The sequence below is a fragment of the Micromonospora sp. II genome (genome assembly GCF_001709195.1).
GTDB classification, from domain to species: Bacteria; Actinomycetota; Actinomycetes; order Mycobacteriales; family Micromonosporaceae; genus Micromonospora; species Micromonospora chalcea.
Genome location: NZ_LYXF01000046.1, coordinates 48664 through 65205, shown reverse-complemented (window position 1 = coordinate 65205; position 16542 = coordinate 48664). Strand labels below are relative to the sequence as shown.

Here is a 16542-nt window from a genome sequence, read left to right as displayed (position 1 = left end):
GCTAGCTGAGCAGTACGGCGTGCATATCTCCACGGTTAACCGAAGCATGTCGATTCTCAAAGATCGTGAGTTGGTTGAGGGGCACCCTGGAAAGGGTGTCTACGTAGCCGAGCCCGAATAGTTAGGCTCACGGCTGAATGAGCAACGGCCAGGGACAAGAGTTACGGGAATCTGAACGCCTTCAGTATCTCGGCACAGCTCTGACGGCTGCGCCATTCGCTGTGGCGATCATTAGGATTGCTGCCGTCTCCGAGCTAAACCCAACCGTACTGGCAATCCTTCTGCAAACCGCGAACTATGCCACCCTCTTCATCCGGTCGGTGATAGACCTACTGCCTATGGTGGCCGTCATTATGGTCGCCACTGTTGTGGCGACAAAACGTGTTCTTATGCCTGGACAAAAGCGGAGGGTGGGTCGTCTACTCCAAGGCTTCATCGTCTTCGGCTGGCTCGGCGTGCTGTTCATAACGCCGCTTCACCTCGCTGCCCTTATCGCCATCATCGCCGCATGGCTTCTTCTGTACCGCTTCGTCCATAAGGACATCACGCGACTGTCGTGGTCTAAACGGCGGGAAGCCGAGAGGAAAGAACTGAGGGAGCAAATCCTTCTCGCAGCGGGGATGCTGGCTGGCTCCCTACTTATCCTTTCCCAGCAAATGTGGCTACCTCCGCAGATCCTAGAGTACGGGACAGAAAGGCACGTAGCCTACGTCCTCGAAGAGAAGGATAGAACAACTACGCTGCTAACCGAGCCTGACAGACGACTTCTTGTCGTCAATACAGACATAATCCAAACCCGCCAGCCCTGCACAAAGGACCATTCATGGGCAAGCAGACCACTCATCAGCCTCATAAGTAACCAGTCCCCGCGATTGCCGAACTGCCCCGAAAAATAAGAGCGAGGTCGTCACTCGTCGGGGTTGGGGCTTGGTTGTGGATTTACAGGGTCGCGGCCTGTGGGTTGCTGAGGAACTGCCGAGTTAGCCTCAGCCTCCTCGCTCACGCTTTCCGGATCAGGCGAGCGCCGCTCACCCCCATCATGCCCCTCGACTACGAACCCCATTTCCTCGTTATCGAGCTTGGATACCGTGTAGCCAGCGGGCCAACGGTGGCCTCGCGTAAGACATGCCCTAGCGAGCTCGAAATCACCCACTCCATTAGTTTGCCTGAACGACACCACGTTCCGGAAAGTTGCATGCCGAAACGTGTACGTGTCAAAGTCGGCGCGGTCAACGAGAACGGCGCTGTCAAATATGGTGCCACTACAGATGAGAAAATCCGCTTCGGAGTCGCTAAAGTCAACAAAACCACGGAATCTTGACTTCGCAAAGTTCGCCTGTCCCGCAAGGTATAGAGCGCGAAAGTCGGATCGGCCATAGAAATCTGCACCAACCGCGTGCACCATCCCCGCAGCGCAGTGAGCGAGGCTGAAGTCAATAAGTGCCGCTCCCGTCAGATCAACGTGCATGTCGCTCCAGAAATAATCACCTCCCTCCACCGAGAACGGGAAGGTATCAATGCTCACAGTTTCATAACGCAAGTGTTTAGCGAGAATCCGCTGCGCAGTTAGTCTTACCTGGCGTTCATGATGGCGTTTCACGTCCTCCTCACCGCTTTGTCCATCAGGCTCTAAAACATCATCCGGCATCTCATACGGCATACGAAGATACGCGCAGAACAAATCCACAATAGTTTGTCGGTGCTCAGGGTTACCCTGCCCCAGTCGCTCAAGCGCGTAGAGCGCCGCCAAACGAACTGCAGCGTTCTCTGACCCCAACTGCTCAGCAGCCTTAACGTAAAGGTCTGTCACTCGCCGCTCTGTCGCGTCATGCCTCGCGTCGTCGGCTGTTCGGTTCTTATGGGCCTGGTCGTCATAATCAACGCGCTCTTTGACGTATTGCCGACGTAGAGCCAGGAACAGGGCAATCAAGCCGCCAGTTCCAGCACCGACCGCAAGAATGTTACGAATGACGTCTACGCGAAGTTGTGCTGCCCGAACAGCAAGGTCCGGCGAAGTTATGAGCCTCGCCGGAACCTTTGYCGCATCCCACATAAGCCACGCCGCTACTGCGGTGATCGTAAGAGCGATGACCGTAAGCGTGATGAGCGTGGCGAGGTGGATCGGCCTATACGTCCGCGGCTTCGCCACGTTCACGCGCTTCCACTTCGACCTAATGCTAGAAACTCGGCGCTTGCACCAAGAAAGCTCTGCGATAGGGCCCAACCCAGATTTCCGCCACAGCCGTTTAAGCATCCTCGCATTATCTCGCAAGCAAGCAACTTCGGTCTAGCTGAATGGAGTGTCGTGAAGTTGTCTATGCGTTGCCGAGTACGGTGATCGTTCCTGAGCTTCCCTTGTACTTAAGTGCACCGCCCTCGACGTAAAGCACACCTCCGGCTGCTGGCGTAGCCGGTGCCGTGGTGTTGGCGATGAAGACTCGACCAAAAACGTTGAGTTGCACGCTAGATCACTGTTCGAAGGCCCATCTCGGATGGAACGTCGGTTGCATGAGCCTTATCGGTGCTTCTCGTAAAGGTCGGGATGTTCTGAACCGACCTTGTAAACCGCCTCGATGTACGACAGGCCCTTTTCCTGCTCGCTCGCGACGAGGTCTAGGAAACCCTGACCTTGTGCCTGTGCATTGCGTGCCTGTAGTCGGTTAGCCGCTTCCGCCAGATCCCGGCTGGCTACTTCTTGGACAACCGGAGCTTCCTGCTCGTGTGCTACCTGCCCGACAAGCCTGCCGTTGACGTACTCACGTCAGTAGCCGTAGAGAATTGGCCCATGTGGGCGACCGGCTTTGGCGTTCCTAGCCATCTCACGCCTTGTGCGCTCACTGGTCTTGTCCGACTCATACTCAGCGTCAAGCCCGTCAAGGATGAGACTGCGCCGGTCATTAGCTCGACGCGGGTCATAAACCCGGTCATCCTGCAAATCTGCGTACCCGTGGTCTTGCACAGGTCAACGGTGTTGAGCCAGGTGCGCAACTTCCGGCCGGCACGACTGACTTCCCACAACAGGAGCACATCAGGGCTGTTGCCCGTGATGTAAGTAGTCATTGCCTCGTAGTCGGGTCGCTCGCCTCGTGAATGACGAGAGGCGCCAACGTTGTCTCGGAAAACTTTGCGGACACGCGAATTACGATCATCGGCTTCGAGCTGACATGGCTCGATTTGGCTACCTTCTGAGCGTCCACCATCTTTGGTGGACTTGCGCGCGTAGATGCTCGCGTGAGCACCATCGGCGAGCTGGTCGTTGGGCATGGCGAGACGGTACCCCCACTGGCGTGCAGGAAGGCCGCTGGCCGCTGATCGGTACGTCACCACCCGTGCCCTGCACGACCCGACCGGCTGGCTGCCGAAGCTGCGCGACGAGCACCTGGCACGACTGGCGCGGGCCCGGCCGGCGGAGTTCACCGGCGCCGCGCGGCAGGCGTGGTACCGGGGCAGCGCGGCGCACGCCCGGGCGTTGCGGCTGGCCGAGTGGTACGAGACGGACCAGGCACTGCTCATGCTCGGCGAGGCGCGGCTGGCCGCGGCGACGGTGCAGGGGCTGTTCAGCCGCACCTACTTCCGCGACCCCGGGGACGCGGTGCGGCGTACCGGGCTGGCCGGCGCGGACATGACCGAGGTGGGCGCGGCGCTGACCCGCCAGGCCGAGGAGCTGGCCGCCCGGGGCCGGCCGGTCGACGGCACGATCGACGACCTGTTGTCCGGCTGAGGACGGCTCCGCCTCAGCCGATGCCGCCGCCGACGCCGATCAGCGCGCCGATCAGGTAGGTGGCGCCGGCCGCCAGCGCGCCGAGCAGCAGCTGCCGCAGACCGGCACGCCACCAGGCACGGTTGGTGAACCGGGCCACGATCGCACCGGCGACGAAGAGGCCGACGCCGCCGACGGCGAGCGCCAGCCAGAGGCTGGTGAAACCGAGCAGGTACGGCAGCAGCGGCACCAGCGCGCCGATCGAGAAGCAGACGAACGACGAGATCGCGGCGGCCCACGGGCTCGGCTGGTCGTCGGGGTCGACGCCCAGCTCCTCCCGCACGTGCACCCGCAGCGCCTCCTCCGGGTTGGCGCGTACCGCCTCGGCGACCTGCGTCGCCAGCTCGCGGGGCAGTCCACGGGCGACCCAGGCGTCGGCCAGCTCCCGGGCCTCGGCCTCGGGGTGGCGTTCCAGCTCGCGCCGCTCCTTGGCCACCTCGGCGGCGACCTGCTCGTTTGCGGACCGGACGCTCGTGTACTCGCCGAGACCCATCGAGATAGCGCCCGCCACCAGGCCGGCCGCGCCGGTGAGCACCACGTTGCGCGGGGACACCCCGCCGCCGCCCACACCGGCGATCAGCGCGATGTTGGTGACCAGTCCGTCCATCGCGCCGAAGACGGCCGGCCGCAGCCAGCCGCCGGAGACGTCCGCGTGGTGCGCCTCGCGCAGCGCCGCCGGGGTGTCGGTCACGGCAGCGTCAGGATCTCGTAGCCGTCGTCGGTGACGACGATGGTGTGTTCGAACTGGGCCGTCCACCGGCGGTCCTTGGTGACCACGGTCCAGCCGTCGTCCCACATGTCGTACTGGTAGGTGCCGAGCGTGATCATCGGCTCGACGGTGAACGTCATGCCGGGCTCCATCACGTCGGTGGGGCGCGGGCTGTCGTAGTGCGGCACGTAGAGGCCACTGTGGAACGCCTCGCCGATGCCGTGCCCGGTGAAGTCGCGGACCACGCCGTAGCCGAACCGCTTCGCGTACGACTCGATCACCCGGCCGATGACGTTGATCTGCCGGCCCGGCGCGATGGCCTTGATGCCGCGCATCATCGCCGTGTGGGTCCGCTCGACAAGCAGGCGGGCCTCCTCGCTCACCTCGCCCACGCAGAACGTGGCGTCGGTGTCGCCGTGCACGCCGTTCAGGTACGCGGTGACGTCGACGTTGATGATGTCGCCGTCCTGGAGCACCGTCGAGTCGGGGATGCCGTGGCAGATCACCTCGTTGAGGCTGGTGCAGCACGACTTCGGGAAGCCCCGGTAGCCGAGCGTCGACGGGTAGGCGCCGTGGTCGCAGAGGAACTCGTGCACCACCCTGTCGATCTCGTCGGTGGTCACCCCCGGCTTGCAGTGCTCACCGGCGAGCTGGGTGGCCTGCGCGGCGAGGCGCCCGGCCACGCGCATCTTCTCGATGGTTTCCGGCGTCTGCACGTGCGAGCCGCGCCACTCCTGCGGGCGCTTCTTACCCACGTACTCCGGGCGCGGGATGTGGGCGGGAACCGCTCGCCACGGGGAAAGCGTGCCGGGGGTCAGCGGCGCACGGACGGTCATGGCCCAAGCCTATCGCCGGGGGTGGTGTGCCCCCCGCCACAGCCCGGCCGGGCAGGTTGTTGCCGTACCGCAAACGCTGTGCCATTGTTGCTCCGTGGATCAAGGGGGCGCGGCGCCCGTCTTCTCCGTGACGGCGCAGGTCGACGGCGACCAAGTGCGCGTCCAGGTGACCGGCGAGGTCGACATGGCGACCGCCGACACCATGTTCCAGACCGCGCTCCGCGAGCCTGCCGAGCAGCTCACGCTCGACCTGCGGGCGGTGACCTTCTTCGACTCGGCCGCCATCCACGCGGTGGTCCGGCTCGCCCAGCGGTTCCCGAACGCGCTCACCGTGCTGCCGTCCCCGCAGGTCCGGCGCGTGCTGGACATCTCCGGCCTGGGCGACCAGGACTGGCTCGTCCCCACCTGACCGACTCGGGTGCCCTTCGGGTCTAGAAGGCGTCTCCCATCGCCGGCGGCAGGGGCAGGTCCGGTCTCGGCTGCCCCTGATCCGACGCGGGGTGCCGCTTTCCCGACTCCCCGGCGGTGTTCGGGGCGAGATCACGACGCAGCGACTCGGCGTCGCGCTTGCGCACCCCGCTCGCCCGGATCGTGTTCACCGCGATGATGGTGAGTTCGTTCGCCACGTTGATGCCGCTGACGCGCGGGCCGCTGCGCAACGCCTCCTGAACCAGGCGGAGGGCAGACATCGCGGCCCGCTGGGAACGGGAGGGCCGGCTGGCGGACGGGGACCAGCCCTTACCGACGGTGCGCGCGGCCTCGGCCAGGCACCGCGCGGCCTCGGCGAGCGACGGCGGAACGGGCTCGTCGTCACGGATCGCGCGTTCGAGGTTGAGCGCGACGTCGCGGCTGTGCAGCAGGGAGCGGATCATGAGGATGGCGCCGTGCCGCCATCCCTGCAACGCGCTCTGGTTGTGCCACCGCAGCGGCGAGATGCGGACGACCTCGTCGGCGCCCGACATTGCGGCCTCCACCTCCGAGGTGTCGAGCCGGCGCAGCCTGTCGAGACCCTGACGGGCCAGCTCGGCGTCCCGGGCCAGGGCCGCGTCGGCGAGGCGGTCCAGCTCGGCGGCCATCTGGTCGAGCAGTGGCCGGCCGGCCCGCCGGATCCGGTGGATCGGGTGCAGGGGCAGCACCACGACCGCGACCAGGATGCCGACCACTCCACCGACGACGCCGTCGAGGAAGCGGGGCAGCGCGATGTCGGTCCGGGCCGGGAAGAGCACGGCGATCACCAACGCGCTGCCGCCGACCTGGGTGACGAACGCGCCCTCGTCGCTGAGCAGGACGGCGACGAGGATCGCGGCGGCGACGATGACGCCGATCTGTACGTATCCCTGCCCGACCCAGGAGACCAGCAGGTCGCCCAGCGCGATGCCCACCGCCACGCCGGCGATGAGCAGCAGCGTACGGCGGAAGCGCTGACTCACCGAACTGGCGATGGTGCCGACCGCGACGGCGGGCGCGAACAGCGGTTGCGGGTTGTGGATCAGATCCTTCGCGACCCACCACGCGACTGCGGCGGCCACCCCGCACTGCACCGCCACGAGCAGGCTCAACCGCACCCGCCGCAGTCGCTCTCCCACGGTCGCCCGGCCGGTGCGGCGAATCGCCGTCCACGCCGCGCCAACCGGGTCGTTCCCGCTGTCCCGCGAAAGACGGAACGGCTCACGCCCCATGAGGCGATCCTAGGGACTTCGCCGCATTTGATCCGCTTTACGCTACAACAGCCCTCAGTCCCGGTCGGCCAGCCGGCGGCGCAGCGTCAGTTCGGTGCCCTCCTCGGTACGGGTCACGTTCATCTCCCCCAGCGCCTGGATCAGCGCCAGCCCGCGCCCCCGGAAGCTCGACCCGCTCGACTCCCGCCAGCGCCCGGTGTCCCGGACGGTCGCGGTGACCGTACGGTCGGCGATCGTCACCTCGACCTCGATCGTCGGGTCCACCGGGTCGACCGGGTGCTCGATCGCGTTCGCCGCCGCCTCGGAGACCGCCACGGTCAGATCGAACAGGTCGGTCTCGCCGACCTGGTGGGCGACGAGGAAGTCCTCCAGCCGCTTGCGCAGCACGCTGAGCCGGGTCGGGTCGGCGGGCAGACGCAGYGCGAAGCGGTTCAACTCGGCCGCCTCCAGCGCGAGGACGGCCACGTCGTCGTGCCGGGACCGCCCGGCCACCCGCGCCATGACGGCGTCGACCAGGTCCGCCACGTGCTCGGCGCGGGCCGTCGCGTCCGACCGCAACTGGCCCAGCCCGGCGTCGATGCCCGCGGACCGGTCCTCGATCAGGCCGTCGGTGTAGAGCAGTAGCCGGTTGCCCGGCGCGAGTTCGCCTTCGGCGGCCGGGTAGACGGTGCCGGGGATCGCCCCGATCGGCGGTCCGAGGGCCCGATCGTGCAGGAACGCCACGTCGTCTCCTCGGATCAGCAGGGGTGAGGGATGGCCGGCGCTGGCGTACCGGATCCGGCCGGTGCGCGGGGAGAAGCCGAGGCAGACGACGGTGGCGAAGGAGCCGCTGCCGGCGGAGTGGACCAGCCGGTTGAGGCGGGTCAGCGCCTCGCCCGGGTCGTAGCCCTCCAGGACGTACGCCCGCAGCGCGTTGCGGAGCTGGCCCATCGCCGCGGCGGCCCGCACGCCCTTGCCCACCACGTCACCGATGACCAGCACCAGGTCGTCGTCGGCGGTGGCCATCACGTCGTACCAGTCGCCGCCGACCTCCACGTCGGCGCTGCCGGGCAGGTAGCGGCTGGCGACCACCGCGCCGGGCAGCTGCGGCAGCGTACGCGGCAGCAGGCTGTGCTGGAGCGTGGTGGCGATGTGGTGCTCGGCCTCGTAGAGCTGGGCGTTCTCCAGCCGGACGCCGACCAGCCGGGCCAGTTCGGTCAGCGCCGCCTGCTCGGTGCCGCCGCCCTCGCGCCGCCACACCCGCAGCTCACCGAGCTGCTCGCCGGACGTGCCGGTGAGCGGCAGCACCACTGTCGGGTCGGCGGGCAGGTCGCCGCCGGCGTCCTCCTCGTGACGGGCCCCGGTGGTGGTGACGCGGACCCGTCCGGCCTCGGCCAGGCGCAGCGCGTGCCGGGCGGCCACCCGCACCACCTCGGCTGTCGACCGGGCGGTGTTGATCTCCACGGCGGCGTCGGCGAGCGCCCGGAGCCGGCGGATGATCTGCCCACGCAACTGGCCCAGCTCGACGTTGGCCCGGACCCGGGCCACCAGTTCCTGGCTGGAGAAGGGCTTGGTCAGGTAGTCGTCGGCGCCCGCGGACAGGCCGGCGACCTCCTCGGCGGCGCCGGCCCGGGCGGAGAGCAGCACGATCGGCACGTACCGGGTGGCCGGTTTGGCGCGCAGCGCGGCGACCAGCCCGAAGCCGTCCAGCCGGGGCATCATCACGTCCGTCAGCACCAGGTCGAACGGGGTCTCGACGGCCAGCCGCAGCGCCTCCGCGCCGTCCGGCACGGCGACCACCTCGTACGCCGGGGAGAGCAGCCGGACGACGTGCTCGCGCAGGTCGGCGTTGTCGTCGGCGAACAGGATCCGGCCCGCGCCGCCCGGCGTGCCGTTCGGCTCGGGCAACCCGACGGGCCGGGCCACCTCGTCGGTCCAGAGCGCCGTCTCGGCGACGTAGAGGCGGGCCTGCTCCGGCTCGGTCAGCGGCACCGGGGAGAGGGCGGACACCCGGTCGGCGGGCAGGTGCGCGTACCCGAACGGCATGGTCAAGGTGAACGTGGTGCCCCGGTCGACGACGCTGTGCGCGGTGACGGTGCCGCCGTGCATCTCGACCAGCTCGCGGACCAGGGCCAGGCCGATGCCGGTGCCCTCGTGGGTACGCGAGCGGGCGCCGGCGACCCGGTGGAACCGCTCGAAGACCTGCGGCAGCTCCTCCGGCGCGATGCCCACGCCGGTGTCGGTCACCTCCAGGACGGCGGCCCGGTCGGTCGCGCGTACCCGGACCCGGATCTCGCCGTCGAAGGTGAACTTGACCGCGTTCGACACCAGGTTGAGGACGATCTTCTCCCACATGTCCCGGTCGACGTAGACCGGCGCGGGCAGCGGCGGGCAGTCCACCACCAGGCGCAGCCCGGCCCGCTCGGTGGCCGACCGGAACGTGCTGGCCAGCCGGGAGGTGAAGTCGGACAGGTCGGTGGGCTGGTAGCGGGYGGCCAGCCGGCCGGACTCCAGCCGGGAGAAGTCGAGCACCGTGTTGACCAGCTTGAGCAGGCGCAACCCGTTGCGGTGCATGACGGTGAGCCGGTCGATGTAGCGATCCGGCAGTTCCCGGTCGGCGAGCATCTCCTCCAGCGGCCCGAGGACCAGCGTGAGCGGGGTGCGGAACTCGTGGCTGACGTTGGCGAAGAAGTTGGTCTTGGCGCGGTCGAGCGCGGCCAGCTCGGCGGCGCGGGCGCGTTCCTGCTCGTACGCCCGCTGCTTGCCCACCGCCCGGCTGACCTGCGCGGCGACCAGGCCGACGAAGTCGCGGTAGTCGTCACTGAACGGCAGCCGGCGGGACACGCCGAGCAGCAGCACCCCGGCCGCCTCGTTCGTCGCGGTCAGCGGCAGCAGGAGCGCCTGGCCGGCGGCGTCCGGCGGCACCGCGCCGGGCAGCTCGGCGGTGGCGATCCAACGCGGCTCGGTGAGCGGCTCGCCGTCGGACACTCCGGGCGGCGGACCGGCGACAACGGCGGGGTCCACGCCCGAACAACCGCCCGCCACGAGATCGCCGCGCTCGTCGGGGAACCACAGCGCGCTGAACGGCACGTCGGCTCGGTGGGCGTCGAGCACCCGGGTGACCGCCCGGCCCAGTTCCCGCATGTCCGGCACTTCGCCCAGCTCGTTGCCCAGCTCGGCCAGGGCCCGCAGCCGGCGCTCGCCGAGCACCCGCCCGGTGGTCTCGTTGACGAAGCAGAAGATCCCGCTGACGGTGCCGTCGACGTCGCGGATCGGGTCGTACGAGACGTCGAAGTAGACGTCCTCCAGGAAGCCGTGCCGGTTCAGCACGAAGGGATGGTTCTCACCCCGGTAGGGCACGCCCGTGCGGCGCACCCCGTCCAGCAGCGGGCCGAGCACGTCCCAGGTCTCGGCCCAGTGCCGGTGCGCGGCCTGCCCGATCACGGCGGGGTGCTTGTCGCCGATGGTCGGCCGGTAGGCGTCGTTGTAGAAGGCCAGGTGCTGCTCGCCCCAGAACACCACCATCTGGGCGCGGGACGACAGCATGGTGCTCATCGCGTGGGAGAGCGCGGCGGGCCAGCGGTCCGGGCTGCCGAGCGGGGTGGCGGCCCAGTCGAAGGCGCGCAGCCGCTCGCCCATCTCGCCGCCGGCCGCGAACGCCGCGGCGAGCAGCGGCGACAGTGACGCCTCGCCGGCCGCCGGGGACGAACGACTGTCGTCCCCGCCCCCCTGGGCCGAGCCCATGCAGCCTCCCGCTCCGGCCATGATCACGACGGTCGGCGCTGTCACGCCGACCGTCCCCGCCTACTACCCCGACGGACGAGCAACGTAACGCACCCGCACCGTTCGACGCTGGTTACCTCCGCCTCATCCTGGCGTAACAGACGGGCCGGGGCGACTCGGGCGGTCCGGCCGGGATGACCAGGCCGGAGATTCGGCTGTCCCCACCTACGAAATGTGAGTGTGTGATCTGGCCGACACCACGGACCGGACCAGCGCGGCCACCGGTCGCGGGTCCGGCTCGTTCTCCGGATGCCACTGCACCCCGAGCACGAAGCGCCGCGCCGGATCCTCCACCGCCTCGATCACCCCGTCGTCGGCCCAGCCGGTCACCGCCAGGCCGCCGGGGTCGGCCACCGCCTGATGGTGGTACGAGTTGACCCGGTCCACCCCGGCCATCACCTCGGCGGTCCGGCTGCCGGCGGCGAAGCGCACCGGGTGCGACCCGTACACGCCCGGCGCGGGACGGTGCCCGTCGTGCCCGACCACGTCCGGCAGGTGCTGGTGCAGCAGCCCGCCGTACGCCACCGCGAGCAGTTGCATCCCCCGGCACACGCCCAGCACGGGCAGGTCCGCGGCGAGCGCGGCGGTCAGCAGCGTCGTCTCCCCGGCGTCACGCTCCGGGCGGCTCTCGGTACGCGGGTCCGGCGGCTCGCCGTACCGCTCCGGTCCGACGTCCGCGCCGCCGGCCAGCAGCAGCCCGTCCAGCATCCCCAGCACGTCCGCGTCGGCGTCGTCCGGGGGCAGCACCACGGCCCGGCCGCCCGCCGCGGTGACCGCCCGGACGTACGCGTGCGGCACGAGCGTCGCCGGCACGTCCCGCCACACCGCCCAGCCGGCCGGCTCGACGTACGCGGTGATGCCGATGACCGGCCTCATAGCGGTGTGACGTAGGCGCCGGTGATGCCGCCGTCGACGACGAACTGCACGGCGGTCATGAACGAGGCGTCGTCGCTGGCGAGGAACGCCACCGCGGCGGCGATCTCGGTGGGATCGCCGAACCGGCCCATCGGCACGTGCACCAGCCGCCGGGCCGCCCGCTCCGGGTCCTTGGCGAACAGCTCCAGCAGCAGCGGCGTCGCCACCGGACCGGGGCACAGCGCGTTGACCCGGATGCCCTCGCGGGCGAACTGCACGCCCAGCTCCCGGGTCATCGCCAGCACCCCGCCCTTGCTCGCCGTGTACGCGATCTGCGACGTCGCCGCGCCCATCAGCGCCACGAACGACGCGGTGTTGATGATCGAGCCCTTGCCCTGCCGCCGCATGTGCGGGATGACGTACTTGCAGCACAGGTAGACGCTTGTGGTGTTCACCCGCAGCACCCGTTCCCAGGCGTCCAGGCCGGTCTCCAGGATGGAGTCGTCGTCCGGCGGCGAGATGCCCGCGTTGTGGAACGACACGTCCACCCGGCCGTGCCGCTGCACCACCCCGTCGAACAGGTCGCGGACCGCCGTCTCGTCGGCCACGTCGGCGGCGACGAACTCGCCGTCCACCTCCTGCGCGGCCCGGGTACCGGCGTCGGCGTCGATGTCCACGCACACCACCCGGGCGCCCTCGGCGGCGAAGCGCCGCACGGTGGCCAGCCCGATGCCGCTGCCCGCGCCGGTCACGACCGCCACCCGGTCGGAAAGCCGTCCCTGCACTGTGATCACTCCTCGGTGCCGATGAACACGTTCTTGACGTCGGTGAAGGCGTGCAGCGCGTCCGGACCCAGCTCCCGGCCCAGGCCGGAACGCTTCATCCCGCCGAACGGGGTCCAGTAGCGCACCGAGGAGTGCGAGTTGACGCTGAGGTTGCCGGCCTCGACCGCGCGGGCCACCCGCACCGCCCGCCCGACGTCCCGGGTCCAGATCGAGCCGGAGAGGCCGTACTCGGTGTCGTTGGCGAGCCGGATCGCGTCCGCCTCGTCGTCGAACGGCAGCACCGAGACGACCGGGCCGAAGACCTCCTCCCGCCAGTGCCGGTCGGCCGGGGAGCCGGCGAGCAGCACCGTCGGGGCGTACCAGAAGCCGGGGCCGTCGGGGCAGGAGCCGGTGAACGCGACGTCCGCGCCGTCGACGTACCCGGCGACGCGGTCCCGGTGCGCGGCGGAGATCAGCGGGCCCATCTCGGCCGTGTCCCGGGCCGGGTCCTCCACCCGCACCGCCCGTACGGCCGGTTCGAGCAGTTCCAGGAACCTGTCGTACACCTGACGCTGGACCAGGATGCGGGAGCGGGCGCAGCAGTCCTGGCCGGCGTTGTCGAAGACCGCGTACGGCGCGGTGGCCGCCGCCTTCTCCAGGTCGGCGTCGGCGAAGACGATGTTGGCCGACTTGCCGCCCAGCTCCAGCGTCACCCGCTTCACCTGGGCGGCGCAGCCGGCCATGATCCGGGTGCCGACCTCGGTCGAGCCGGTGAAGCAGATCTTGCGGACCGCCGGGTGGGTCACGAACCGCTCGCCGACCACGCTGCCCCGACCGGGCAGCACTGTGAACACGCCGTCGGGCAGGCCGGCGTCGCGGGCCAGGTCGGCCAGGCGCAGCGCGGTCAGCGGGGTCAGCTCGGCCGGTTTCAGCACGACCGTGTTGCCGGCGGCGAGCGCCGGGGCGAACCCCCAGCCGGCGATCGGCATCGGGAAGTTCCACGGCACGATCACGCCGACCACGCCCAGCGGTTCGTGGAACGTGACGTCGAGCCCGCCGGGTACCGGGATCTGGTGCCCGGTCAGCCGTTCCGGCGCGCCCGCGTAGTAGTCGAGCACGTCGCGGACGTTGCCCGCCTCCCAGCGCGCGTTGCCGATGGTGTGCCCGGCGTTGCGCACCTCCAGCAGAGCCAGCTCCTCCAGGTGCGCGTCGACCTGGGCCGCGAACCGCCGCAGCAGCCGCCCCCGATCCCCCGGCGCCACGTGACGCCACGTCTCGAACGCCGCGGAAGCCCGCGCGACAGCCGCATCCACGTCCTCAACGGAGCACCCCGGAACGACCCCGATCCCCGCCCCGTCAACAGGCGAGATCACCTCACCCACGCGGTCCCCCTCCCCTCAGCTCGGCGATCTTGTAGTTGCTGCCCCGGCGAAAGCCGCACAACGCCCGCGTCGAGGGCTGTAAGTGCAAGATCGGCGTCGACAGCGGGGGCGCGAGGGCGGGCGCGGGGGCGAGGGAGGGCGGCGGGTCAGAGGCGTTCGAAGCCACGGGTCAGCTCCCAGTCCGTCACCGCGGCGTCGAAGGCGGTCAGCTCGACCTTCGCCTGGTTGGCGTAGTGGTCGGCCACCTCGTCGCCGAACGCCTCCCGGGCCACCTCGGAGCGCTGCCACAGGTCCAGCGCGTCACGCAGCGTGGTTGGCACCCGCTCGGCGTCCGGGTCGTCGTACGCGTTGCCGGTGCACTCGTCCGCCAGCTTCAGCTCGTTCTCGATGCCGTGCACCGCCCCGGCCACCAGTGCGGCGATCGCCAGGTACGGGTTGACGTCGGCCCCCGGCACCCGGTTCTCCACCCGCATCCCCTGCCCGTGCCCGACCAGCCGCAGCGCGCAGGTGCGGTTGTCGGTGCCCCAGCGCAGCGCGGTCGGCGCGAACGAGCCGGGCTGGTAACGCTTGTACGAGTTGATGTTGGGCGCGAAGAACAGGCTGAACTCGCGCATGGTGGCGAGCAGCCCGGCCAGCACCCGCTGACCGGTTACGCTCAGGTGCGCCGGCCCGTCCCCCAGCATCGCCGACGAGCCGGAGGCGTCACGCAGCGAGAAGTGGATGTGGCAGGAGTTGCCCTCCCGCTCGTTCGGCTTCGCCATGAACGTGATCGCCATGCCCTCCTGGGCGGCGATCTCCTTCGCGCCGTTCTTGTAGATGACGTGGTGGTCGGCGCAGCGCACCGCCTCGTCGTACCGGAAGGCGATCTCGTGCTGGCCGAGGTTGCACTCGCCCTTCGCGCTCTCCGGGGTGAGCCCGGCGCCGGCCATCTCGGTGCGGATACGGCGCAGCAGCGGCTCGACCCGGGCGGTGCCGAGCAGCGAGTAGTCCACGTTGTACTGGTTGGCCGGCGTCAGATCGCGGTAGCCGCGCCGCCACGCCTCCTCGTACGAGTCGCGGTAGAGCACGAACTCCAGTTCGGTGCCGGCGTACGCGGTCAGCCCGTGCGCGGCCAGCCGGTCGAGCTGCTTGCGCAGGATCTGCCGGGGCGAGGCGACCACCGGGCCGGAGCCGTCCAGCCACTCCAGGTCGGCCAGCAGCAGCGCGGAGCCGGGCTGCCAGGGCATCCGGCGCAACGTGTCCAGGTCGGGGCGCATGGCGAAGTCGCCGTAGCCGCGTTCCCAGCTCGACATCGCGTACCCGTCGACGGTGTTCATGTCGACGTCCACGGCGAGCAGGTAGTTGCAGCCCTCGCTGCCGTGCGTGACCACATGGTCGAGGAAGTAGGGCGCGTGGAACCGCTTGCCCTGCAAGCGCCCCTGCATGTCGGTGAGAGCGAGCACCACCGTGTCGATCTCACCCTCGGTGACGGCGACCCGCAACTGTTCCAGCGAGAGCGGCGTTGGTTTCATCAGGGGCCTCCATCACCAAGGTCTACTGGCAAACCGGATCACCGTCAATGCCCCGGCGAGGCCGGGTGCGAAACCGGGGAGAGCACATGCGCCGTCGTACCGTCGCGGTCGTCGCCGCCGTCCTCGCGATCGTGCTGGCCGCCACCGACGCGCACGCCGACCGCAGACCCGCCGAGGGGCGACCCGCCGCCGGGCCGGACCGGCCGGCGACCGCCGACGCGCGACCGGTCATCCTCGACCTGCGCGGCTTCGACGGACGCTCCGGCTGGTCCGGCTACGACCTGAGCCGCCCGCACGTCGTCGCCACCGGCCTGGAGGCGCCGTGGGGCCTGGGCTTCCTGCCCGACGGCAGCGCCCTGGTCGCGCAGCGGGACCGGGGCACGATCCTGCGCGTACGCCCCGGACGCCCGGCCCGCGAGGTGGCGCGGATCGCCGACGTGGTCGCCGGTGGGGAGACGGGCCTGCTCGGGCTGGCGGTCTCCCCCACGTACCGCCGGGACCGGTGGGTCTACGCCGCCTACACCACCGCCACGGATCTGCGGATCGTCCGGTTCCGCCTCGGCTCGTCCCGCGCGCCCCGGGTGCTGGTCAGCGGCATCGCCCGCAGCTCGGTGCACGCCGGCGGGCGGATCGCGTTCGGCCCCGACGGCATGCTCTACGCCGGGATCGGCGACGCCGGGGTGGCCGCCCGCGCGCAGGACCTGACCAGCCGCAACGGCAAGATCCTGCGGCTCCGCCCGGACGGCCGGACGCCCGCGGACAACCCGTTCCCCGGCTCGCTCGTCTACAGCTACGGCCACCGCAACGTGCAGGGCCTCGCCTGGGACCGGCACGGCCGGCTGTTCGCCACCGAGTTCGGGCAGAGCACCTGGGACGAGGTGAACCGGATCGTGCCCGGCGGCAACTACGGCTGGCCGGTCGTCGAGGGCGTCGCCGGTGACCCCCGGTTCCGCGACCCGGTCGTCGTCTGGCCGCCCGCCCAGGCGTCCCCGAGCGGCGCCGCTTTCGCCAGGGGCACGCTCTACGTCGCCGCGCTGCGCGGCGCCCGGCTGTGGGCGGTGCCCGTCGACGCCGCCGGCCGCGTCGGCGTACCGGTGGCGGAGCTGGCCGGCACGTACGGCCGCCTGCGTACCGTCGAGGTGGCCCCCGACGGCGCGCTCTGGGTCGCGACCAGCAACCGCGACGGCCGCGGCACCCCGGCGGCCGCCGACGACCGCATCCTGCGCTTCCCGCTCACCCACCGCCGCCCCACGATCTGACCCCTGGGGTACGCGGACAGCCCGC

15 protein-coding genes are annotated in these 16542 nt (G+C 69.9%); 5 read left to right on the top strand and 10 right to left on the bottom strand.

All coding sequences use genetic code 11. From position 1 onward, the window contains the following. Together A8711_RS31675 and A8711_RS32140 are read left to right on the top strand one after the other, a co-directional pair. Nucleotides 1–121: GntR family transcriptional regulator (locus A8711_RS31675; RefSeq protein WP_141707681.1), on the top strand; the 121-nt coding region annotated here is incomplete at its 5' end. 16 nt (nucleotides 122–137) lie between these two features. Further along, nucleotides 138–896 (top strand): hypothetical protein, encoded by a 759-nt coding sequence (locus A8711_RS32140; RefSeq protein ID WP_124778973.1) that lies wholly within the window; start codon nucleotides 138–140, stop codon nucleotides 894–896. 11 nt (nucleotides 897–907) lie between these two features. Here the strand turns inward: A8711_RS32140 and A8711_RS32135 are convergent, their stop codons facing one another. Together A8711_RS32135 and A8711_RS31670 are read right to left on the bottom strand one after the other, a co-directional pair. After that, nucleotides 908–2155 (bottom strand): pentapeptide repeat-containing protein, encoded by a 1248-nt coding sequence (locus A8711_RS32135; protein WP_141707680.1) that lies wholly within the window; start codon nucleotides 2153–2155, stop codon nucleotides 908–910. A gap of 569 nt (nucleotides 2156–2724) precedes the next feature. Then, nucleotides 2725–3264 carry a recombinase family protein gene (locus tag A8711_RS31670; protein ID WP_083297075.1) on the bottom strand — a complete coding sequence of 180 codons (540 nt, stop codon included), beginning with the start codon at nucleotides 3262–3264 and terminating at the stop codon, nucleotides 2725–2727. On the opposite strand from A8711_RS31670, the gene A8711_RS22525 reads away from it, so the two are divergent. Then, entirely contained in the window at nucleotides 3263–3721 is a 459-nt protein-coding gene (locus A8711_RS22525; protein WP_233607829.1) for a hypothetical protein, read from the top strand. The genes A8711_RS31670 and A8711_RS22525 overlap by 2 nt on opposite strands. 13 nt (nucleotides 3722–3734) lie before the next feature. Here A8711_RS22525 and A8711_RS22520 read toward each other — a convergent pair whose 3' ends face one another. Together A8711_RS22520 and map are read right to left on the bottom strand one after the other, a co-directional pair. Further along, nucleotides 3735–4451, bottom strand: coding sequence for a VIT1/CCC1 transporter family protein (locus tag A8711_RS22520; protein ID WP_030503432.1), 717 nt, complete (start codon nucleotides 4449–4451; stop codon nucleotides 3735–3737). Further along, a complete protein-coding gene (gene map / locus A8711_RS22515) occupies nucleotides 4448–5305 on the bottom strand; it encodes a type I methionyl aminopeptidase (protein ID WP_043325831.1) in 858 nt (285 codons plus the stop codon). The genes A8711_RS22520 and map overlap by 4 nt, the downstream gene beginning before the upstream one ends. Nucleotides 5306–5399: 94 nt before the next feature. Between map and A8711_RS22510 the strand changes: the two genes are divergently transcribed. Then, nucleotides 5400–5714, top strand: coding sequence for an STAS domain-containing protein (locus tag A8711_RS22510; RefSeq protein WP_069089251.1), 315 nt, complete (start codon nucleotides 5400–5402; stop codon nucleotides 5712–5714). A gap of 22 nt (nucleotides 5715–5736) precedes the next feature. Here A8711_RS22510 and A8711_RS22505 read toward each other — a convergent pair whose 3' ends face one another. From A8711_RS22505 to A8711_RS22480, 6 genes are all read right to left on the bottom strand, one after another. After that, a complete protein-coding gene (locus tag A8711_RS22505; RefSeq protein ID WP_158629870.1) occupies nucleotides 5737–6891 on the bottom strand; it encodes an aromatic acid exporter family protein in 1155 nt (384 codons plus the stop codon). Nucleotides 6892–7038: 147 nt separating this feature from the next. Further along, the gene (locus tag A8711_RS22500) at nucleotides 7039–10707 is read right to left on the bottom strand and encodes a SpoIIE family protein phosphatase (RefSeq protein WP_069089249.1); all 3669 of its coding nucleotides are present in this window, start codon (nucleotides 10705–10707) and stop codon (nucleotides 7039–7041) included. 204 nt (nucleotides 10708–10911) lie between these two features. Next, nucleotides 10912–11622, bottom strand: coding sequence for a gamma-glutamyl-gamma-aminobutyrate hydrolase family protein (locus tag A8711_RS22495; RefSeq protein WP_069089248.1), 711 nt, complete (start codon nucleotides 11620–11622; stop codon nucleotides 10912–10914). Then, nucleotides 11619–12386, bottom strand: a complete 768-nt coding sequence (locus A8711_RS22490; RefSeq protein WP_069089254.1) for a 3-oxoacyl-ACP reductase — start codon at nucleotides 12384–12386, stop codon at nucleotides 11619–11621. The genes A8711_RS22495 and A8711_RS22490 overlap by 4 nt, the downstream gene beginning before the upstream one ends. A gap of 5 nt (nucleotides 12387–12391) precedes the next feature. Beyond that, nucleotides 12392–13738, bottom strand: a complete 1347-nt coding sequence (locus A8711_RS22485) for an aldehyde dehydrogenase (protein WP_369830124.1) — start codon at nucleotides 13736–13738, stop codon at nucleotides 12392–12394. A 155-nt stretch (nucleotides 13739–13893) separates the two neighbouring features. Next, entirely contained in the window at nucleotides 13894–15258 is a 1365-nt protein-coding gene (locus A8711_RS22480) for a glutamine synthetase family protein (protein WP_069089246.1), read from the bottom strand. Nucleotides 15259–15344: 86 nt separating this feature from the next. On the opposite strand from A8711_RS22480, the gene A8711_RS22475 reads away from it, so the two are divergent. Further along, complete coding sequence (locus A8711_RS22475; RefSeq protein ID WP_069089245.1) at nucleotides 15345–16517, top strand: sorbosone dehydrogenase family protein; 1173 nt, start codon at nucleotides 15345–15347, stop codon at nucleotides 16515–16517. The last annotated feature ends 25 nt before the right edge of the window (nucleotides 16518–16542 follow it).

Bases quoted from the DNA above. Each gene is read 5' to 3' on its own strand.
- A8711_RS32140 (WP_124778973.1), top strand. From the start codon at position 138: ATGAGCAACGGCCAGGGACAAGAGTTACGGGAATCTGAACGCCTTCAG.
- A8711_RS22525 (WP_233607829.1), top strand. From the start codon at position 3,263: ATGGCGAGACGGTACCCCCACTGGCGTGCAGGAAGGCCGCTGGCCGCT.
- A8711_RS31670 (WP_083297075.1), bottom strand. From the start codon at position 3,264: ATGCCCAACGACCAGCTCGCCGATGGTGCTCACGCGAGCATCTACGCG.
- map (WP_043325831.1), bottom strand. From the start codon at position 5,305: ATGACCGTCCGTGCGCCGCTGACCCCCGGCACGCTTTCCCCGTGGCGA.
- A8711_RS22495 (WP_069089248.1), bottom strand. From the start codon at position 11,622: ATGAGGCCGGTCATCGGCATCACCGCGTACGTCGAGCCGGCCGGCTGG.
- A8711_RS22480 (WP_069089246.1), bottom strand. From the start codon at position 15,258: ATGAAACCAACGCCGCTCTCGCTGGAACAGTTGCGGGTCGCCGTCACC.
- A8711_RS22475 (WP_069089245.1), top strand. From the start codon at position 15,345: ATGCGCCGTCGTACCGTCGCGGTCGTCGCCGCCGTCCTCGCGATCGTG.